Below are 19,888 nucleotides of genomic sequence, written 5' to 3'. Positions count from 1 at the left end.
TCGGATCAGACCACCGCCGCCCGGCGCTGAACAAAACGGTCTACGTACTCATCCGCCGGTGAATGCAGAATCTCGCGCGGCGTGCCGACCTGAATCAATTTGCCGTCCTTGAGGATCGCAATGCGGTTGCCGATACGCACCGCCTCGTCGAGGTCGTGAGTGATGAAAACGATGGTCTTGTGCAAGGTCTGCTGCAGTTCCAGCAACTGGTCCTGCATCTCGGCGCGGATCAGCGGGTCGAGGGCGCTGAACGCCTCGTCCATCAAGATGATGTCGGTATCAGCCGCCAACGCGCGGGCCAGGCCCACACGCTGGCGCATGCCACCAGACAGCTGGTGCGGGTACTTGTTCTCGTAACCTTTGAGGCCCACGGTTTCGATCCAGTGCAGCGCGCGTTCGGCGCAGACCTGTTTGCTTTCGCCGCGAATTTTCAGACCGTAGGCAACGTTATCCAACACACTCTTGTGGGGCAGCAGGCCAAAGCTCTGGAACACCATGCTGATCTTGTGCCGACGGAATTGGCGCAGGGCTTCCATGTCCAGTTGCAGGATATCTTCACCGTCCACCAGGATCGCGCCGCTGGTGGGGTCGATCAAGCGGTTGAAGTGGCGCACCAAGGTCGACTTTCCGGAACCGGACAGACCCATGATCACGAAGATCTCGCCGGTGCCGATGCTCAGGGACAAATCATTCACACCCACTACGCAACCGGTCTCGGCCAACACCTGATCCTTGGTCTTGCCCTGGCCGATAAGCGCCAGCGCCTCCCTGGAACGGGAACCGAAAATCTTGAATACGTTTTTCACTTCGATTTTGCTGACAGTAGTCATTTGCTCGCCTCATGCCGTGGACGACCATAGGCCTGGGTAATGCGGTCGATGACCACTGCAAGAATCACAATCGCCAGGCCCGCTTCGAGGCCACGGCCGACGTTGAGGGTCTGGATCCCGACCAGCACGTCCTCCCCCAGGCCACGCGCACCGATCATCGAGGCGATCACTACCATCGACAGGGCCATCATGGTGGTCTGGTTGATCCCGGCCATGATGCTCGGCAGGGCCAGCGGCAGTTGCACGCCGAACAGTTGCTGCCAACGATTGGCACCGAACGCGTTGATCGCCTCCATGACTTCGCCGTCAACCTGGCGAATGCCCAGGTCAGTCAGGCGGATCAGCGGCGGCGCAGCGTAGATCACCGTGGCGAAAATCGCCGGCACCTTGCCCAGGCCGAACAACATCAGTACCGGGATCAGATAGACGAAGCTGGGCATGGTTTGCATGATGTCCAGCAGCGGCATCAACACCGAGCGCAGGCGATTGCTGCGGGCCGAGAGGATGCCCAACGGAATGCCGATCAGCACCGAGATCACGGTCGCCACGAGCATCAGCGCCAGGGTCTGCATCAGCTTGTCCCACAGCCCTACCGCACCCACCAGGAACAGCAGGCCGACGATCACCGCGGTGGTGACGACTTTGCGCGTGGCGTGCCAGGCAACGCCGCCGACAATCGCCAGCATCAGCCACCAGGGCGCCATGCGCAGCAAACCTTCAAGGTTGACAATGGCCCACAGCAGGGTGTCGGAGATGTGGCGGAACACATCCCCATAATTGGTCACCAATGCATCGACCCAACCGTTGACCCAGTCGGCGATGGAAAATGTAAAACTCTCAGGAAACATAGCGTGCTCTCGATCCAGTGGAGTGTGGCCGGGTCCCGGCCACCATTGAGGGTAGCCGGAGCACTGCCCTACAAGGCCGCGTCGATTTTCCTGGCCGCGTCTTCACTTACCCACGCGTGCCAGACTTCAGGGTGTTGCTTGAGGAAAATCTTCGCCAGTTTGGGCGACTCGATACGCTCCTTGCTCATGCGTGCCAGGTTCTGGTTCAACAGGTCGATCGGCAAGTTGACTTTCTCCAGCACAGCCACCAGTTCAGGGGCCTGGTCGTGGAAGGTCTTGGACAGGCCGACCTTGATGGTCACGCTTTTATCCACACCGGGTTTTTCTTCCAGCTTCACCAGGTCGACCTGGCCCATCAGCGGCGTCGGCGACCAGTAGTAGAAGAGGATCGGCTCGCCACGTTTGTAACTCGACAGCACCGCGGCATCCAACGCCGGACCTGTGCCAGGGCGGAAGTTGGTGTAGGAGCCTTCCAGGCCATAGCTCTTGAGCATTTCGCTGTTGTCCAGCTCGCAGGTCCAACCGGCCGGGCAGTTGTAGAAACGGCCTTTGGACGGTTCCTCCTGGTCCTTGAACACCGCCGAATACCTGGCCAGGTCCGCGATGGTTTTCAGGTCTGGAGCCTTGGCTTCAAGGCTGCGCTTGGCGTCGCCTTCGATCACGTAGCGCGGCACGTACCAGCCCTCGATCGCACCCACCACAGGAGCACCGACGCCGACCACCTTGCCGGCCTTCTCGGCCTTGTTCCAGACTGCGCTGCGACCTACCCATTCTTCGGCGAAGATCTGGATATCATTGCTGCCCAGGGCATTTTCCATGGTGATGGAGTTGCCCGGCAGGGTATCGGTCTTGCAGTCATAGCCTTTTTCCAGGACCACTTGCAGAACGTCGGTCAGCAACATGCCGCTTTCCCAGTTCAGGCCGGCAAACTTCACCGGTTTACCCGACTCGCACCAGCCGGCCGCCTGGGTGACGCTCGTGCCAGCCAGCAAACCTGCGGTGAGCAACGTGGCCAGCAGGGTCTTATGCATTTTCATTGTGTGACGCTCCCAATCATGAAATGGATTACGGCAGTCAAAAGGCATCCTGCCTCGTCCACGTCCCATCAGGCTTGTGCAATCAGCCCGTTCTTTTTAGGGGTAACTTGGGGTGTAGCGCCCTGCTCTACCGGCAGGATCAGTCGTTCAGGAATTGCGCCGTGCCATTTTTTCGCACACACGTAGTAGAGGGCTGCGGGCAGCACCAGGCCGATGATCCAGGAAATATCCACCCCACCCAGGGCGGCCACCAGCGGACCGGTGTAGAACTTGGTGGAGATGAACGGCAATTGCACCAGTACACCGAATACATAGACGCTGATACCGAGCAGATTCCAACGGCCATAGCGACCGTTCGGATCGGCCAGCGCCGGTACGTCATAGCGATCACGGGTGATGCAGTAGTAGTCCACCAGGTTGATCGCACTCCAGGGCGTAAAGAATGCCAGCAGAAACAAGATGAAGGACTTAAACGCACTGAGGAACGAGTGCTGGCCGAGCAACGCGATCAGGGTCGCAGCGCCGACGATGAGCAACACAAAAACCAGGCGCTGCAAGCGTGTGACCTCCAGGCGCCCACGGAAGCCGCTGACGATGGTCGCAATGCACATGAAGCTGCCGTAGGAGTTCAGCGTGGAGATGGTGACCTTGCCGAACGCAATGCTGAAGTACAGCAGCGCAGCAGTGGCACCCGCGCCGCCCAGACCCACGATGTAGGCCACTTCATTACCGGCAAATTGCCCGTTGGACATGGCGGCGGCAAACACACCGAGGATCATCGCCACCTGCGCGCCAATGACCGAACCTGCGCCAGCGGCCAGAAAGGTTTTCACCGAGGACGTGTTGCGCGGCAAGTAACGTGAGTAGTCCGCCACATACGGGCCGAAGGCGATTTGCCAGGATGCCGCGAGCGACACCGCCAGCAGAAAGCTGCTCCAACTGAAGTGGCGGATTTGCAGGAGTGCGCCAATGTCGGTCTGGCTCATCAAGCGACTGAACAGATAGACAAAGGCAATCACGCCGATGACGCTGGCGACACGGCCGATGAAATGGATCACCCGGTAACCAAGCACCGTGACCAGCACGATGACACTGGCGAAAATAAGGATGCCGACACTGTCGCTGACCCCAAACAACTGGCCCAGCGCCTGGCCGGAAAGCACGGTTCCGGTTGCGGTGAAGCCCAGGTACATCAAGCAGACCAGCACGATCGGGATGGCCGCGCCATAAACACCGAACTGCACCCGGCTGGAGATCATTTGCGGCAGGCCAAGCCTTGGCCCTTGTGCCGCATGCAAGGCCATGACGCCGCCGCCCAGCAGTTGACCGATCAGCAGACCGATCAACGACCAGAACACATCGCCACCCAGCACCACGGCCAAGGCCCCGGTGACAATTGCGGTGATCTGCAGGTTGGCCCCCATCCACAGGGTGAACTGGCTAAATAGACGACCGTGTCTTTCCGCTTCCGGGATGTAGTCGATCGAACGCCTTTCGATCAACGGGGTGGAGCTTGCACGTGCGTCTTTTGCAGCCATTTATGTTCAACCTCTGATGGATTGTTTTCTGCTTCACGGCAGATCAACGGTGGCAGCGAGCAAGCCCGCTCCCACATCAGTTATTTGATCATCGGAAGATTGAGGCCCTGCTCCTTGGCGCAATCAATGGCAATCTGGTAGCCCGCATCGGCGTGACGCATCACACCTGTGGCCGGGTCGTTGTGCAGCACACGTGCAATGCGTTCGGCTGCTTCGTCGGTACCATCGCAGACGATTACCATCCCCGAATGCTGGGAAAAACCCATGCCGACGCCACCACCGTGGTGCAACGAAACCCAGGTCGCGCCGCTGGCGGTATTGAGCAAGGCATTGAGCAATGGCCAGTCGGACACGGCGTCGGAACCGTCCTGCATGGATTCGGTTTCACGGTTAGGGCTGGACACCGAGCCGGAGTCCAGGTGGTCACGACCGATCACCACCGGTGCCGACAGTTCGCCGCTGCGCACCATTTCGTTGAACGCCAGGCCGAGCTTGGCGCGCTGGCCCAGGCCAACCCAGCAAATCCGCGCCGGCAGGCCCTGGAAGCTGATGCGCTCGCGGGCCATGTCCAGCCAATTGTGCAGGTGGGCGTCGTCAGGGATCAGTTCCTTGACCTTGGCGTCGGTCTTGTAGATATCTTGCGGGTCGCCCGAGAGTGCGGCCCAGCGGAACGGACCAATGCCACGGCAGAACAGCGGGCGGATGTAGGCCGGTACAAAGCCTGGGAAGTCGAATGCGTTTTCGACGCCTTCTTCCTGGGCCATCTGCCGGATGTTGTTGCCGTAGTCGAAGGTCGGGATACCTTGCTTCTGGAACTCAAGCATCGCTTTGACGTGCACAGCCATCGATTGCTTGGCGGCTTTTATCACGGCAGCCGGTTCGGTCTTGGCGCGGGCACGGTACTCGTCCCAGGTCCAACCGGCCGGCAGATAGCCGTTGAGCGGGTCGTGGGCGCTGGTCTGGTCGGTGACCATGTCCGGGCGCACGCCGCGCTTGACCAGTTCCGGCAGAATTTCAGCGGCGTTACCCAGCAGCGCGATGGAAATCGCCTTGCCTTGCTTGGTGTATTTTTCGATGCGCGCCAGTGCGTCGTCGAGGTCGCTGGCTTGCTCATCGACATAACGGCTGTTCAAGCGAAAATCGATACTGACTTGCTGGCATTCGATGTTCAGCGAGCAGGCACCGGCCAGGGTTGCGGCCAAAGGTTGAGCGCCGCCCATGCCGCCAAGACCTGCGGTCAGGACCCAACGACCTGTCAGGTCGCTGTTGTAATGCTGGCGGCCGGCTTCGACGAAGGTTTCGTAAGTGCCCTGGACGATGCCCTGGCTGCCGATGTAGATCCAGCTGCCGGCGGTCATCTGGCCGTACATGGCCAGGCCCTTGGCATCCAGTTCGTTGAAATGCTCCCAACTGGCCCAGTGCGGTACCAGGTTGGAGTTGGCGATCAGTACGCGTGGCGCGTTGCTGTGGGTCTTGAATACGCCTACCGGCTTGCCGGATTGCACCAGCAGGGTTTCGTCGTCGTTGAGGTTGGTGAGGCTTTCGACGATCTGGTCGTAGCACTCCCAATTGCGTGCGGCGCGACCAATGCCACCGTATACCACCAGCTCCTTGGGATTCTCGGCCACTTGCGGATCGAGGTTGTTCATCAACATGCGCAGCGGCGCTTCGGTCAGCCAGCTTTTGGCCGTGAGCTTGTTACCACGGGCGGCGCGGATTTCGACGTCACGGTATTTTGTAGGCTTGGCTTTGAAAGAATCAGTCACAACAAGAACTCCTCAGCGATCGATGCGCGAACATGATTGGTGCGAAGAGGACTCTTACGCACACATCTCTACTTGTACATACAAGCATATGCAATCAAGCGGCCAACTTGAGCAGTGCGTGGCCAAGATTTTCTTTGGAGGCGTTGGCAAGCCTTGGAAATCAAGGCGTCGAGGCTTTATGAAATTTCTTACAGAGATGATTTACACAGCTGGAGGATTGTTACAACGGCAGGGCATTGCGCCATGATGGGGCATTCGGTAACAACTCGGTGCGGGGCTGGAAACAGATTCTGCGGCCTATGCATAACGAATGTGGGAGCTGGCTTGCCTGCGATAGCGATGTGTCAGACACATTGCTATCGCAGGCAAGCCAGCTCCCACATTTTTTAGCCGCGCGCAGTCAGTTCGATGAGGCAGCAGCGGCCTGACACGCTGAGTTCCAGCAATCCAGTGTTACCGTCCACCTGCAAACAATCATGATGCCCCAGCACTTCGCCAAGCACCTTCACCTCATCGACCACACTGAACACCAGCACGGTGTGCGCGGTACTGAAAAACTGCTGCACCCCATCCACCCACTGCAAACGCGCGTGGTAACGCTCTGGCGAATAAATCAGGTTGAAGTCGCGAATCGGCCCGGTGACCAGGCGGCACGAGACTTGGCTCTCACCCTTGAATGCAAAGGGTTGCAGCGGTAACAACCCGCGCTGCTCTTGGCCATCAACCGTCAGTACCATGCCTGCGCCTTTGATCACAGTGATCACACGCTGGTAACCGGCAAAAGTGGAAAATCCGCCCGACTCTGCGATATCGGCAATCGATAGCCGCCAGCCGAAACCGTCCAGGCCATCGCCTGCATCACGGCTGATTTCTTCGGTGCTGCCGCCGCCGTTTTTCCACGGCATGCGTACGTACTCCGACGCACGCCAGACTTTCACTGCACTCATTTACTGAAACGTCCTTCCAGGCTGTGGCGGGAACCGGGGTGGATCAAACGCGCGGCGGTTACCGGTTGGCGACCGGACCAGGTGCGGCGGCGTATTAGCAGGCACGGCTCGCTAGGCTCGATCTGCAACAGCTTGCATTCCTGGGTATCGGCCAGGATCGCTTCCACCACATGTTCACCTTCGGTCAGCGGCGCCACTTGATTGAGATAGGCGTAAGGGGTTTGCTGGGTGAAATCCTGCTGCAGGTACTCCGGCGCCACCAGGGCGTTGACGAAGCGGTCTTCGATCTGCACCGGGATGTCGTTTTCGTAATGCACGATCAGCGAGTGGAACACCCGCCCGCCTTCGCGCATTTCCAGGGCCACCGCGCGCTCGGAACCTGCGGCTTCTTCGCCCAGGGTAATGACTTTGCAGGTATGTCGATGGCCCCGGGAGGCGATCTCATCGGCAATGTTGTGCACTTCGAACAGTGCCGACTGGCTCTTGGGCTCGGCGACGAAAGTGCCCACACCTTGCATGCGTACCAGCAGGCCTTCAGCGGTCAACTCGCGCAGGGCGCGATTGATGGTCATGCGGCTGAAACCCAGTTGGCTGACCAGTTCGCTTTCCGACGGAACGCGATAATGAGGGGGCCAGTTGCCGTTGAGAATCTGCTGGCTGATCATCTGTTTGACGCGGGCATACAAGGGCGCCGGACTTTCGTCCATGTGGGCAGCCAGCGGGGACTTGGCAGGCGGAGTCGGCACGGGGAATCCTTGTAGGTGAAAAAGGAGCATAGCTTGCCGGAGTTTACCGAGCAGGCAAACGTCTGTATATGTATATACAAATAAACACACGACCGGAGTGCTCTGATCATGTCCGCTTTCTTTGCCGAACGCGCGCTGTTGCCTGATGGCTGGGCCAATGATGTACGTCTTGAAATCAGTGCCGATGGCCTGTTGGCAAAAGTTGAAGCCAATGGCCACGCAGAGGGTGCCGAACGGCTCAGGGGCCCGCTGTTACCAGGCATGCCAAACCTGCACTCCCATGCGTTCCAGCGTGCGATGGCGGGGCTGGCGGAAGTGGCAGGCAACCCGAATGACAGTTTCTGGACCTGGCGCGACTTGATGTATCGGATGGTCGGCAAGATCAGCCCCGAACAACTGCAGATTATCGCCCGTCAGCTGTATATCGAAATGCTCAAGGCCGGCTACACCTGCGTGGCCGAGTTTCATTACGTCCATCACGACATCACTGGCCAGCCCTACGCCGACCCGACGGAACTGTCGCGCCAGATCAGCCAGGCCGCCGCCAGCAGCGGTATCGGCCTGACCTTGCTGCCCGTGCTGTACAGTCACTCGGGCTTTGGCGGCCAGGCGCCGAATGAAGGCCAGCGCCGCTTTATCAACAGCACCGGAAACTACCTGGACCTGCAAGCACGCCTGCAACCGATCCTGGCGGCGCAACCGGCGCAGCAACTGGGCCTGTGTTTTCACTCTTTACGTGCAGTCACGCCACAGCAGATCAGCGAGGTACTGGCGGCCAGTGACCAGGCCTGTCCGGTGCATATCCACATCGCCGAGCAGCAGAAGGAAGTCGACGATTGCCTGGCCTGGAGCGGCAAACGCCCGCTGCAATGGCTATACGACAACGTCGACATCGATCAACGCTGGTGCCTGGTTCACGCCACTCACGCCAACGCCGATGAAGTCACGCGGATGGCCAAGAGCCGGGCAATTGCCGGCCTGTGCCTGACCACCGAAGCCAACCTGGGTGACGGGATTTTCCCGGCGGTGGACTTCCTGGCCCAGGGTGGACGCATGGGGATTGGTTCTGACAGTCACGTCTCATTAAGCGTGGTAGAAGAGCTGCGTTGGCTGGAATACGGCCAGCGCCTGCGGGACCAGCGGCGTAACCGGCTGTATCGCAGTGATCAGCCCATGATTGGCCGTACGCTGTTTGACGCAGCACTGGACGGTGGCGCCCAGGCAATGGGCCAACCGATCGGGCGACTGGAAGTGGGCAAGCGCGCCGACTGGCTGGTGCTGGACGGTAACGATCCGTACCTGGCAACCGCCAGTGAAGACGGGATTCTCAATCGCTGGCTGTTTGCCGGCGGTGATCGGCAGGTGCGGGACGTGCTGGTCAATGGACAATGGGTGATTCGTGACGGGCGGCATGCCGGCGAAGAAGAAAGCAGCCAGGCGTTTACGCAGGTCTTGAGGAGTTTGCTGGGCTAAACATGTGGGAGTGGCGGTGTGTCCCTCCCCACAGATTTACCGCAGTACCCAATAGTTGAACTCATCAGCACAGCCATCAAAACCACCGCTCCCACATTGGGCAGGTGGTGTTCGTCATGGCTTGTAAAGGGCCAGCAAGCTGCGTCGCTTTAAATTGCAGGACGTTTCCGAGACAATCCCTGCCGCCTTGTGCCTGTTGGAACCGGTGGCTAGTCTGCGGTCCGTCACTGCTCATCAGTGATCGGGTTTAGTCGCTCGCACTCCCAATAGGCGCATGGTCTCATGAGGTTTTATGGTGGCTGTGCGCAGGGCACCCTCGGGTGCGCCGGACTTTTCCTATTGGGCCGGTCGACTAACCTGCGTGCAGCCGCCACCCATTCGTTTAGTCGCGACAGGGGCGGTTCCTTAATCCAATAGGAGCTGAACCATGAGTAAATCCGTCCCCGATCCCCCCTCGATCCCGCCAAAGACCGCGCAGCCTTCAACCGGGCCATCGACCACTACCTGCCCTCTACGAGTTTTCACAGCGTCAACGAAGACTTGGGCTTCGAAGATGCACTGCTCTATACCGCCAGTTTGCTGGACAGCGCTTCGGCGACTGCGTTGGATTGTGGGGAATTGCTACAGAGTCCCGAACGGGCGAAGATTTTGGCGGTATGGCATTTACTTGAGATCGCCAAGACGACCATAGATCGATCGATTGAATGCCTGCACCCCGCCAGGGCAAAAACCTGAACGCAAAAAAAGGGCGGGCTTGCATGGCAAGTCCGCCCCTGGTTTTCATTGGCAATGTTTCGCGTCAATGCGAAGTCTTCGCCATCTGCTTGTCCGACGTGCGCCAGATCAAGCGGGTCGTGTCATAGCCCTGTTGCCGCGCCCTGCTCAACAGGTCTTCGCGGGTATCGGTACTGACCGTCGGCGTGCGCGACAACAGCCACATGTAGCGCCGGCTCGGGCTGCCGACAATGGCAGTCTTGTAGTCATCGCTGACGTACAGCACCCAGTAATCACCCTTGGCGATGCCAGGCAACAAAGCGGTGAACCAGTTATTGAATTCGACCCAGAGCTTGTCAGTCTTGCCGGGGACTTGCGGCGTGGCCGTGCCCTTGGCTTCTTCCCACTGCCACTCAGTGGTCAGGCAGCGGTTGAACACCGACATATCGCCGTCAGGCAACAAGGAATACCGGGCTTCAGACTGCGCGCAATGGCGCTGGAAATACATCGGCAAACGGGCCAGCTCATACCAGGTGCCCTGGTAACGCTTGAGATCAACGTGGCTGACCGTCTTGGGTTGCAGATCATCGCCAGAATGGCTGGCACAGCCCGCCAAAAACAGGCTGGCACAAAGGTATAAAACAAAACGCATCATGTTCTTCTTCTCCCGCAGGCTTTCGCCCCGGTTTACTTCAGGCCTTGCCCGGAAAACATCAGAACTTTGTCACCGGCGTACTGCACGCTGATAAAGCTGGTTTTATCGCCCCACGTACAGCTGGACATACCCAGCGCACCGGAACAATCGGTCGGCTTACCCAACAGCGACTCAACCTCGGTCTTGGCCATGCCAGCCGAAAGTTTTTGATAATTTTCCTGTGTAACTTTGCTGCATGCGGCAAGCAAGACGCAAAAGCACAAGAGAGCGAGACGGCGTAACGACATGAAATAGCTCCTGAGGGACACGCAGCAGTGGGGATCTGCCAGAAGCTTAGAAGGGAAAAGGGGGGTCTGGTTCCCGGAGAGGGCTGGTATTTCTTTTTTCCAAGATATCGCCATTTTGAACATTTTTTTGAACGGTCATACCGGCACCTTTCGTCGGGCCGCTCAAGCACACAAACCATACAGGACTGAATAAAGACTAAAATCGGACCTACCTTCTGCCAGGACCCGCCCATGAAATTCTCATCCCAGATAAAACCGATCAGCTACCTGAAAAGCCATACCGCAGAAATCGTCAAGACCCTGACAGAAAGCCGCGAGCCGTTGGTTATTACTCAAAACGGCGAGGCAAAATTGGTCGTAATGGATGTGAAGAGCTTTGAAGAGCAAGCCGAAACCATGGCTTTATTGAAACTATTGGCGTTGGGTAACCGGCAGATCGAGTTGGGTCAGTTTCAGGATATGGAGGACGTGTTCGCCGAAATGGACAAGGATGAAGCTCAATGAGCTTTCGGGTGGTGATTCTTCAATCCGCAAAAAACGATCTTAAAGACATCAAGTCCTACATTACCCGGCGGTTTTCAGCAGCGACCTGGCAACAAACCTATGAGTATCTGAAACAGGCTATACGCCATCTTGAAACCCACCCTTATGCAGGTGCGATGCCGGAAGAAGTCGAGAAGCTGAACCTGAACCAATACCGACAAATCGTCAGCGGAATGAATCGGGTTATCTACGAAATCCGAGGGCAGATTATCTACATCCATATCATTGCCGACACACGTAAAAGCCTGCAGGCGCTGCTGCTCAAAAATCTTATCCAATAAAAAGCCCCGAAATGCCGAGTGCGCTTCGGGGCTTTTTACTGCGAGGTCTTAAGCCTGGTGATAACCCGTCACACGCTCGACTTCTTCCTTAGAGCCCAGGAACACCGCCACGCGCTGGTGCAGGCCATCAGGCTGGATGTCGAGGATACGCTGGTGGCCATCGGTGGATGCTCCGCCTGCTTGTTCCACCAGAAACGACATCGGGTTGGCTTCGTACATCAGGCGCAGTTTGCCCGGTTTGGAAGGCTCGCGGCTGTCACGTGGGTACATGAACAGGCCGCCACGGGTCAGAATGCGGTGTACGTCGGCAACCATCGCGGCCACCCAGCGCATGTTGAAGTTTTTCTTCAACGGGCCTTCCTCGCCTGCCATCAACTCGCCTACGTAGCGGGTGACGGGTTCTTCCCAGTGACGCTGGTTGGACATGTTGATCGCGAATTCCTGGGTCGATGCAGGAATGGAGATGTCTTCGTGGGTGAGCACGAAGCTGCCCATTTCACGGTCCAGGGTGAAGCCTTTGACACCGTCACCCAAGGTCAGCACGAGCATGGTCTGTGGACCGTAGATCGCGTAACCGGCGGCGACCTGCTTGGTGCCTGGCTGCAAAAAGGCCTTTTCGTCCAGGGCTTCGTTCTGGCTCAGGTATTCGTTCGGGCAACGCAACACCGAGAAGATGGTACCTACCGGCGCGTTGATGTCGATGTTCGACGAACCGTCCAGCGGGTCGAATACCAGCAGGTAGGCGCCTTTCGGATACTTGCCCGGGATCTGGTAGGCATTGTCCATTTCTTCGGACGCCATGCCAGCCAAATGACCGCCCCATTCGTTGGCTTCGAGCAGGATTTCGTTGGAAATCACGTCCAACTTCTTCTGCACTTCGCCTTGGACGTTTTCTGTGCCCATGCTGCCCAGGACACCACCCAGCGCGCCTTTGGACACGGCGTGGCTGATTTCCTTGCAAGCACGCGCCACCACTTCGATCAAAAAGCGCAGATCGGCAGGGGTGTTGTTGCTGCGGGTCTGCTCAATCAAATAGCGACTCAGGGTAACGCGGGACATGGACGGCTCCGGAGAATGGGGGGGCTGAAAACCCGCGCAGTTTAGCGCGAGTCGGGGCGCATTTCCTCCTATCAGATGAGATAACCCTGACAGAGTTCATGCAGGGCACTGTCTCAAAGGTTGGCGGGCGGTTTTCGCAACAAGCTGTAGGCCATCGCCGCGAGTGCAGCCACCCCCAGCAGCAACACGGCCCACAAGCCGATCCGTTTCCAGTCCGGCCCCTGTGCCGCAGGCGCCGGGAGCGACTCGGGCACCCACTCGCCGTCCACCCTGGCCTGCCCCAAATCCTCGAGGCGCTTGGTGTCGTAACCGGGAATCAGGGTTGCCAACGGCAGGTTCGCCGCCTTGACGGACGCGTTACCCACCGCCAGGGTAAATGGTGGTTCGCCCCGCGCCAGGAATACCAATTGCGTGGCACGTACCGCAAAACCCAGCGTCGGCACATCAGGCCCCAGCCCGCCACCGCGCTCGTCTACGTCCAGCTTGAGTTGCTGCACGGACTGCCCCGGCAACTGCAGCTCATCGCGTATCACTTCGTGTCCATCCTGGGTCAACCGATAGAGCAAACCACTGCTCAGCGGCTGCCAGGGCTGATTGCTTTCTCGACGCCCGTAGAGTGTCACAGGCGCCAGGCTATTGGGCTGGCGCAACTCGACACGCAGCCTTTGCACGTTCAGCGCTGCGGGCAACTGCCAGCTGTATTCCCCGGTCTTGAGCCGGCTACCGGCAAGGCGCTGCGACCACACCAGTGGCAATGGCAAGTCGCTTGCGCTTTGCACATGGGCGGCAGTCAGCATCGGTGCGGGCTGCCCTTTCCATATCAGGCGCAGATAGCGGGCCGATTGCCCCGGCAAGGTGACCTCCTGCTGCTCGACACGCGCGCCTGCAAAGGCCAGTCGTGCCACCTGCCCTTCGCCCCAGGAGCGCCAATGGCGCAAATCGTCACTGGCCTCGATACTGAACAACTGGAAGCCATCGCGCTCGCTGGCCCAATCAAGGACCAATTGCTGTAACGGCGCCTTGATCCCACTGGCGTCCAGCAACCAGCCACGGCGAATATTCTGGCCGGCCTCCAACGCAGTGGTTGGCTGCACCTGCACCAGGGTGCCATTGGCGCTCGACTCTATTCGCACGCCAGGCGTCGGCTCGCTGCCGTGGTCATCGGCGTACAACGGGAACCACTTCACCGCCGCGAGCCTGTGGCTTTCGCTGCGGGATACCGACTCCTGTGCCAGCGCGTAAGCCTGGGGTTCGCCACCAGCATTGAATACACGCATATCGCCAAGGTTCGCCTGACGGGCGCTCAACTGCACGGCCAACGGCAACTCCAGGCGATACCACGGGCCTTTGCCGCTGACTGTCAGCGGCACTTGGACAGCGAAATCGGTGGGCGCTTGCTGGGCCCATGTCGATAACGCCACACACAGGCCCACCACTGCCACGCTGAACTGACCGATCATGAGGACACTCCTTGGCTTTGAGTCACAGGTTCGCCGCGCTTGGGCGGCAGCGGTGCGAAATACCCCACTACCAGCAACAATCCGCCCACCCCGATAAACGAGACGATCTGCGCCAGCCCGCCACGATTGCTCAGTTCGACAAAGAACAATTTGGCGACCACCACGACAATCAACACCGCGCCGATCAGCCAGACTTCCCGCCGGTGACGTAGATGCCCACCGATCATCAAGCTCAGGGCAATCAGGGTCCAGACTATCGACAGTCCCGCCTGGACCAGCATCGACTCCAGCAATTCACCCAACTGGAACGGCACGCCGCCCCAATGATGCGCGGTACGCATCACCAGCGCCGTAAAGAAGGCGAACAACGAGACGCCTGCAACACCCAGGGCAACCTGTTCAGCGCGAGGTCCTTTTTGCGGCGCAACACTGCGGGACCACAGATACACGCCCAGCAGCGCAAGCAGCAGCCCAAGGTCCAGCGGGCTGAGCAACGGCACATACGGCAATGGCGCGGCCGTCCCGTCACTGAAGATGTTGGCCAGCCAGAACCAGACCAGCATCAGCACCGCCAAAGGCAGCGCCGCCAGCACCCGGTACTCGCGCGGATAAGCCGACACCGGCCATGGCCAACTGCGCGGCAAGGCAGCCAGCACCAGATACAGGCTCGGCAAAACTGCCCAACCCAGCCAGCGCCAGGCGTTGTATTGCACCGACAGCAATAACAGGCCGTAGCGCAACTCCAGCGCCAGCACGCCGACCAGCATCCAGCAGCCCAGCACATGGACCACGCCCAGGGCTTCTTGCGGCACCCGTGCAGACAGGCACCGCAACGAGATGAAATGCACGACGAAGACCGCCACCCAGGCCTGCCAACCGAAGTGTGCTGCCGGGTGGTAGTAACTGTGCAGGGACACCAGCAACACTATTGCCGCTGCCGGCATCAGCAACAGGCATAGCATACCCAGGGAGGTCCAGTGCAGACGCCACGCCAGCACCGTCCATAGAGCAGCTGTCGCAGCGGCGACGACCAGCAGGCAAGCTGCCTGCAGTTCCGGCGGCATGTAACGCAGCACTTCAATGTTGAGCGCCAACGCCCACCACACCCCGCCCCACACCAGCAGCAGGTCGGCTATACGTTGCAGCTTGAGCCCGGCAAACACGGGCGATGGCACCCCGTGCTGCAAACGCCACGCGCCCACCATTGCCGTCACTCCAACGATCATCGGCGCCCAAAAACCTGTGTGAGCAAAGGCTGGCAACGCTTCGCCGCCCCAGGGCGCCCACCACACCAACGCGCCACCCAGCAGTTGCACGGCAAGCGCAGTGAACAGGAACGTACGCGAAGCGATACGCAGGCCAGCAAACAGCGTGACTACACCCGCCAATGCCCAACTGATAGCGGTGCCATGGCTCGACAACAGCAACGGCGCCAGTAGATACAAGAAGCTCAGCCCGATGCAGGCCAGTACCGGCAAGGCGTAGCGCTCCCAATCCGCAACCGGCTCGCTGGAAGCCTTGCGCAATTGCTGGAAACTGAACAACAACGCCACACCGAGCAACAATGCACCCAACGGAGCGCCATCCAACAGCGTGTGCTCTCCAGCATCCAACTCGCTGAGGAAAGCCACTGCCGAACCGAACTGCAGCAATAAACCAAACGCCCGGGCCATCAACCGTTGCTGACGCAAGCCGAGCCAGAAGATGCCCGCCCCCTCCACCGCCCAGGCCGCAGCTGTCCAGCGTGCATCAAGCCCCAACGGAATCGCCAGGCTGGCGAAGATCACACCCAGCGCCAGGCAGGTTTCTGCCAGCAGCACGGTGCGTCCGCCTCGCAGCACATAGGCCAGCCCCATGTAAATCATGCCCAGGCCCAATGCACTGAAAGCAGCCGCAAACTCCAGGTGCTGCACCAGGGTGAACTGCAAACCAAACGCGACAATCGGCGGGCCGAACACCAGGCTGCCATCGACATAGTCGCCCTTGGCCGCCGACCAGCGCAGCAACGCACTACGGCTGGGGTCTTGCGGGGCATCGCTCATCTGCTGCAACTTGCGACGCGCGAACAACAGACCGATGGCCAGGTACATCAGGAAAAACAGGATCAGGAACGGCTCGGTACTCCAGAGCAACTCCGGCGTGTAGGAACGAATACCCCAGGCGAAGCCAATGCCGAAAGTGCCGGCAAAACCGATCACATTCAGCAGGCGCCAGGCCTTGAACCATGCAATGCAGAAGATGCCGGCGTTGAGCAAGGCGAAGTAGCTGAACAACGCCACGTGGCTGCCATCACCGGTAGACGCCAGGATCGGCGCGGCGAACCCACCCAGCGCCGCAGCGCAGGCCAGGCCGATGGCGTCCTGGGTAATCGCCAGGATTGCCGAGAACACCGTCACTGCAACCAGCAGGCCGAATGCTGCACTCGGGTCGATCAGCGGGTGCAGGCGCATGGCGGCGAATACTGTCAGGTACAACACGGCAATGCCGGTGCCTTGCAGGATCAGGGCGTAGTTGCTGTTGCGCAAACGCAACCACCACCCCAGGCCCAGCAAGCCCAGGGCGCAAGCCGCGACCCCGATGTAACGCAGCTCTATGGGAATGACCATGCCTTCGGTGGCGTAGCGCAGTAAAAAGGCCAGGCCAAGGAACAGCAACACCACGCCGACGCGCAATACGGTATTGCCGCCCAGCAGCCAGTTGCGCGCACTCTGGATGGCGCGCTCGACCAGGTTGGGGCGACTAGGAGTTTCGAGTTCCACGGTGGGAGCAGCAACGGCAGGTTTCCAAAGGTCGTCCGGTAACGGTTGACTTGGTTCGCAGGAAGAGGTCGGTTGCAGTTCGGCGGGTAGTTCCCAGATCAACTCAGGAGCAGTCACGGGCCCAGCTATGGGCGGTTCGACCTGAGGCTGCTTTTCCAGCACATCGAGGCGTTGCTCCAGGGCCTTCAAGGCGCCGCCTAGGTTCGACAGACGAACTGCCTGGCCAATCACCAACCCCAGTAGCGCACCGAAGCCTGCGTCACTGAACGATTCATCCAGCGCCCAGCCGAGCACCAGGCCAATCAGCATGAACATCCATTGCATGGTCGAGATCCCTGAGAAAACCGAGGCCTAGTATATCGACGTGCAACCAATGTGGGAGCGGCGGTGCGAGCAAGTCGAATCGTCGCACCGCCGCTCCCACATTTTTTATCTGCAGCTTTTAGTCCAGGGCCTTCCAGATCTGCGTCGCGTATTCGCGAATGGTCCGGTCCGAAGAGAACCATCCGGTGCGCGCGGTGTTGAGTACTGCCGAGCGCCACCACTGCTTGGAGTCATGCCAATGGGCCTCGACCTTTACCTGAGCGTCCCAGTAAGCATCGAAGTCTGCGCATACCAGAAAGCGGTCGTATTCGATCAACGAGTCGATCAACCCGACGTACCGGCCCGGATCATCCGGGGAAAAAACCCCGCCTCGAATGGCTTGCAGCACGTCATTCAAACGGTGCGATGCGGCGATATCAGGGTCTGCATGAAACTCGCCCGCGTGTTTGCGTGCCTCCACCTGCTGGGCGCTGAGGCCAAAGATGAACATGTGATCGCCACCAATACGCTCGTGCATCTCGACATTGGCGCCATCCATGGTGCCGATGGTCAGCGCACCGTTGAGGCCAAACTTCATATTGCTGGTGCCCGACGCCTCGAAACCGGCGGTGGATATCTGCTCCGACAGGTCGGCTGCCGGAATGATGTGCTCCGCCAGGCTGACGTTGTAGTTGGGCAGGAACACGACTTTGAGCAGACCGCGTACGGTGGGGTCGTTGTTCACCGTGCGGGCAATGTCGTTGGTCAGCTTGATGATCAGCTTGGCCTGGTGATAGCTGGCCGCCGCCTTGCCGGCAAAAATCTTCACCCGCGGCACCCAATCGACTTCCGGCTCGGCACGAATCGCCTGATACAGCGCGACGGTGTGCAGCAGGTTGAGCAACTGGCGCTTGTACTCATGGATTCGCTTGACCTGTACATCAAACATCGCCGCCGGGTTGACCGAAATCCCCAGGCGTTCGTGAATAATGTCTGCCAAGACCCGCTTACTGTGCAGGCGCTGCTCGGCGAAGGCCGTGCGAAAGGCCTGTTTCTCGGCAAAGGTTTCCAGTTCCGCCAGGCGCTGTTCCATATTGTCGAGAATGTCCGGACCCAGCGCATCAACCAGCATCGCGGTGAGCTTGGGGTTGGCCTGGAACAACCAGCGGCGGAAGGTGATGCCATTGGTCTTGTTGTTGATCCGCTGCGGATAGAGCTTGTGCAGCTCAGAGAACACCGTGCTGCGCATCAACTGCGTGTGCAGAGCAGACACCCCGTTGACGCTGTGGGACCCCAGGAACGCCAGGTTGCCCATGCGTACACGGCGACCATGGTCTTCTTCGATCAGCGACACCGCGCGCAGCACGTCGAAATCATGAATGCCTTTGGCGCGCAACGAGTCGATATGCTGTGCGTTGATCAGGTAGATGATCTGCATGTGCCGCGGCAACATGCGCTCCATCAGGCCTACCGGCCAGGTTTCCAGGGCTTCGGGGAGCAAGGTGTGGTTGGTGTAGGACAGCGTTTCGACAGTCACCTGCCAGGCTGCATCCCAGGCGATGTCATGCAGGTCCACCAACTGCCGCATCAGCTCGGCCACCGCGATGGACGGGTGCGTGTCGTTGAGCTGGATCGCTGCGTGTTCACCCAGGCTCAGCACCGAGCCATGCATGTTCTTGTGGCGACGCAGCAAGTCTTGCAAGGAAGCCGCGACGAAGAAGTATTCCTGGCGCAGGCGCAGTTCCTGCCCCGCTTCGGTGCTGTCGGCCGGGTAAAGCACCCGGGAGATGCTTTCGGCACGCGCCACTTCGGCGACCGCGCCCAAGTGATCACCGGCATTGAAGCGTTCCAGGTGCAGGTCTTCCACCGCCCGCGCCCGCCATAACCGCAGGGTGTTGACGCTGGCGCCACGCCAGCCGACCACCGGCGTGTCGTAAGCCACCGCCCGCACGGTTTCACTGGGCGACCAGACCTGGATCGACTTGCCGCTGGCGTCCAACACGGTTTCGACGCTGCCACCAAAGCCGATCGGGTAAATCACTTCGGGCCGTTCGAACTCCCAAGGGTTGCCGAAATCCAGCCAGCGCTCGGTCTGCTCCTGCTGCCAGCCATCGACAATCGCCTGGCGAAACAGGCCGTGTTCGTAACGAATGCCATAGCCATGACCAGCGATGCCCAGAGTGGACATGCTTTCCATGAAGCACGCCGCCAGGCGACCCAGGCCACCATTGCCAAGCGCCGCATCGGGCTCCAGCAGGCGAATGCGCTCCAGGTCCACACCCAGCTCACTCAGCGCCTCGCGCGCCACTTCCAGCAGGCCGAGGTTGCTCAGGCTGTCAAACAGCAGGCGGCCGATCAGGAATTCCAGGGAGAGGTAATAGACCCGCTTCTGGCCCCGACGATAAATATGCCGGGTATGGTCCATCCAGTGATCGACCATGTGATCGCGCGCAGCCAGGGCAATGGCTTCGAACCAGTCGTGATCGAAAGCGTGATCAGGGTCCTTGCCCACCGCGTAAGTGAGCTTGGTCAAGACGGCATCGCGAAACGCTGCCACCTCTGCTTCTCGTACAAGCGGTTCCTGAGTCATCGGTGCGACCTCGAGCGAGATAGAAGAAGGGTAATCCTGGAGCCTAGTCGGT

At 59.5% G+C, this 19,888-nt stretch carries 16 protein-coding genes and 1 pseudogene; 4 read left to right on the top strand and 13 right to left on the bottom strand.

Annotated elements, in window-relative coordinates:
- Nucleotides 1–5: 5 nt before the first annotated feature.
- The 7 genes from OQ460_RS01850 to hutC form a co-directional block, all read right to left on the bottom strand.
- Nucleotides 6–830, bottom strand: coding sequence for a quaternary amine ABC transporter ATP-binding protein (locus tag OQ460_RS01850; protein ID WP_410020233.1), 825 nt, complete (start codon nt 828–830; stop codon nt 6–8).
- Entirely contained in the window at nt 827–1,678 is an 852-nt protein-coding gene (locus tag OQ460_RS01845) for an ABC transporter permease (RefSeq protein ID WP_410020232.1), read from the bottom strand. Before OQ460_RS01845 ends, OQ460_RS01850 begins: the two co-directional genes overlap by 4 nt.
- A gap of 68 nt (nt 1,679–1,746) precedes the next feature.
- The gene (locus OQ460_RS01840; RefSeq protein WP_410020231.1) at nt 1,747–2,715 is read right to left on the bottom strand and encodes an ABC transporter substrate-binding protein; all 969 of its coding nucleotides are present in this window, start codon (nt 2,713–2,715) and stop codon (nt 1,747–1,749) included.
- A 68-nt stretch (nt 2,716–2,783) separates the two neighbouring features.
- Nucleotides 2,784–4,253 (bottom strand): purine-cytosine permease family protein, encoded by a 1,470-nt coding sequence (locus OQ460_RS01835; protein WP_410020230.1) that lies wholly within the window; start codon nt 4,251–4,253, stop codon nt 2,784–2,786.
- Between the two features lie 80 nt (nt 4,254–4,333).
- Nucleotides 4,334–6,019: a urocanate hydratase gene (hutU, locus tag OQ460_RS01830; protein WP_410020229.1), complete on the bottom strand. Its 1,686-nt coding sequence runs from the start codon at nt 6,017–6,019 to the stop codon at nt 4,334–4,336.
- Between the two features lie 386 nt (nt 6,020–6,405).
- Nucleotides 6,406–6,966 carry a HutD family protein gene (locus OQ460_RS01825; RefSeq protein ID WP_410020228.1) on the bottom strand — a complete coding sequence of 187 codons (561 nt, stop codon included), beginning with the start codon at nt 6,964–6,966 and terminating at the stop codon, nt 6,406–6,408.
- Nucleotides 6,963–7,742: a histidine utilization repressor gene (hutC, locus tag OQ460_RS01820; protein WP_410020227.1), complete on the bottom strand. Its 780-nt coding sequence runs from the start codon at nt 7,740–7,742 to the stop codon at nt 6,963–6,965. The genes OQ460_RS01825 and hutC overlap by 4 nt, the downstream gene beginning before the upstream one ends.
- 78 nt (nt 7,743–7,820) lie before the next feature.
- On the opposite strand from hutC, the gene OQ460_RS01815 reads away from it, so the two are divergent.
- Together OQ460_RS01815 and OQ460_RS01810 are read left to right on the top strand one after the other, a co-directional pair.
- A complete protein-coding gene (locus OQ460_RS01815) occupies nt 7,821–9,185 on the top strand; it encodes a formimidoylglutamate deiminase (RefSeq protein WP_410020226.1) in 1,365 nt (454 codons plus the stop codon).
- 427 nt (nt 9,186–9,612) lie between these two features.
- Nucleotides 9,613–9,920 (top strand): annotated as a pseudogene (locus tag OQ460_RS01810) (DUF6124 family protein).
- Between the two features lie 64 nt (nt 9,921–9,984).
- Here the strand turns inward: OQ460_RS01810 and OQ460_RS01805 are convergent.
- Together OQ460_RS01805 and OQ460_RS01800 are read right to left on the bottom strand one after the other, a co-directional pair.
- Entirely contained in the window at nt 9,985–10,554 is a 570-nt protein-coding gene (locus tag OQ460_RS01805; protein ID WP_410020225.1) for a lipocalin family protein, read from the bottom strand.
- 32 nt (nt 10,555–10,586) lie between these two features.
- On the bottom strand, nt 10,587–10,841 hold the full coding sequence (locus tag OQ460_RS01800) for a hypothetical protein (RefSeq protein WP_410020224.1): 255 nt from the start codon (nt 10,839–10,841) through the stop codon (nt 10,587–10,589).
- 231 nt (nt 10,842–11,072) lie between these two features.
- Between OQ460_RS01800 and OQ460_RS01795 the strand changes: the two genes are divergently transcribed.
- Together OQ460_RS01795 and OQ460_RS01790 are read left to right on the top strand one after the other, a co-directional pair.
- Entirely contained in the window at nt 11,073–11,345 is a 273-nt protein-coding gene (locus OQ460_RS01795; RefSeq protein ID WP_410020223.1) for a type II toxin-antitoxin system Phd/YefM family antitoxin, read from the top strand.
- Nucleotides 11,342–11,665 (top strand): type II toxin-antitoxin system RelE/ParE family toxin, encoded by a 324-nt coding sequence (locus tag OQ460_RS01790; protein ID WP_410020222.1) that lies wholly within the window; start codon nt 11,342–11,344, stop codon nt 11,663–11,665. The genes OQ460_RS01795 and OQ460_RS01790 overlap by 4 nt, the downstream gene beginning before the upstream one ends.
- A gap of 48 nt (nt 11,666–11,713) precedes the next feature.
- Here OQ460_RS01790 and OQ460_RS01785 read toward each other — a convergent pair whose 3' ends face one another.
- The 4 genes from OQ460_RS01785 to OQ460_RS01770 all read right to left on the bottom strand — a co-directional run bounded on the left by OQ460_RS01785 (nt 11,714) and on the right by OQ460_RS01770 (nt 19,836).
- Nucleotides 11,714–12,724, bottom strand: coding sequence for a class 1 fructose-bisphosphatase (locus OQ460_RS01785; RefSeq protein WP_410020221.1), 1,011 nt, complete (start codon nt 12,722–12,724; stop codon nt 11,714–11,716).
- 113 nt (nt 12,725–12,837) lie between these two features.
- Nucleotides 12,838–14,184, bottom strand: coding sequence for a DUF3999 domain-containing protein (locus tag OQ460_RS01780; RefSeq protein WP_410020220.1), 1,347 nt, complete (start codon nt 14,182–14,184; stop codon nt 12,838–12,840).
- Nucleotides 14,181–17,267: a DUF2339 domain-containing protein gene (locus tag OQ460_RS01775; protein WP_410020219.1), complete on the bottom strand. Its 3,087-nt coding sequence runs from the start codon at nt 17,265–17,267 to the stop codon at nt 14,181–14,183. The genes OQ460_RS01780 and OQ460_RS01775 overlap by 4 nt, the downstream gene beginning before the upstream one ends.
- 118 nt (nt 17,268–17,385) lie before the next feature.
- Nucleotides 17,386–19,836, bottom strand: coding sequence for a glycogen/starch/alpha-glucan phosphorylase (locus OQ460_RS01770; RefSeq protein WP_410020218.1), 2,451 nt, complete (start codon nt 19,834–19,836; stop codon nt 17,386–17,388).
- Nucleotides 19,837–19,888 lie beyond the last annotated feature (52 nt).

The sequence above is a fragment of the Pseudomonas imrae genome (assembly GCF_046352735.2).
GTDB lineage: Bacteria > Pseudomonadota > Gammaproteobacteria > Pseudomonadales > Pseudomonadaceae > Aquipseudomonas > Aquipseudomonas imrae.
This window is presented reverse-complemented; position numbering and strand designations above follow the sequence as displayed.

Coding starts and splice junctions, on each gene's coding strand:
- OQ460_RS01850 (WP_410020233.1), bottom strand. CDS start 830: ATGACTACTGTCAGCAAAATCGAAGTGAAAAACGTATTCAAGATTTTC.
- OQ460_RS01845 (WP_410020232.1), bottom strand. CDS start 1,678: ATGTTTCCTGAGAGTTTTACATTTTCCATCGCCGACTGGGTCAACGGT.
- OQ460_RS01840 (WP_410020231.1), bottom strand. CDS start 2,715: ATGAAAATGCATAAGACCCTGCTGGCCACGTTGCTCACCGCAGGTTTG.
- OQ460_RS01835 (WP_410020230.1), bottom strand. CDS start 4,253: ATGGCTGCAAAAGACGCACGTGCAAGCTCCACCCCGTTGATCGAAAGG.
- OQ460_RS01825 (WP_410020228.1), bottom strand. CDS start 6,966: ATGAGTGCAGTGAAAGTCTGGCGTGCGTCGGAGTACGTACGCATGCCG.
- hutC (WP_410020227.1), bottom strand. CDS start 7,742: ATGCTCCTTTTTCACCTACAAGGATTCCCCGTGCCGACTCCGCCTGCC.
- OQ460_RS01815 (WP_410020226.1), top strand. CDS start 7,821: ATGTCCGCTTTCTTTGCCGAACGCGCGCTGTTGCCTGATGGCTGGGCC.
- OQ460_RS01805 (WP_410020225.1), bottom strand. CDS start 10,554: ATGATGCGTTTTGTTTTATACCTTTGTGCCAGCCTGTTTTTGGCGGGC.
- OQ460_RS01800 (WP_410020224.1), bottom strand. CDS start 10,841: ATGTCGTTACGCCGTCTCGCTCTCTTGTGCTTTTGCGTCTTGCTTGCC.
- OQ460_RS01795 (WP_410020223.1), top strand. CDS start 11,073: ATGAAATTCTCATCCCAGATAAAACCGATCAGCTACCTGAAAAGCCAT.
- OQ460_RS01790 (WP_410020222.1), top strand. CDS start 11,342: ATGAGCTTTCGGGTGGTGATTCTTCAATCCGCAAAAAACGATCTTAAA.
- OQ460_RS01785 (WP_410020221.1), bottom strand. CDS start 12,724: ATGTCCCGCGTTACCCTGAGTCGCTATTTGATTGAGCAGACCCGCAGC.
- OQ460_RS01780 (WP_410020220.1), bottom strand. CDS start 14,184: ATGATCGGTCAGTTCAGCGTGGCAGTGGTGGGCCTGTGTGTGGCGTTA.
- OQ460_RS01775 (WP_410020219.1), bottom strand. CDS start 17,267: ATGCAATGGATGTTCATGCTGATTGGCCTGGTGCTCGGCTGGGCGCTG.
- OQ460_RS01770 (WP_410020218.1), bottom strand. CDS start 19,836: ATGACTCAGGAACCGCTTGTACGAGAAGCAGAGGTGGCAGCGTTTCGC.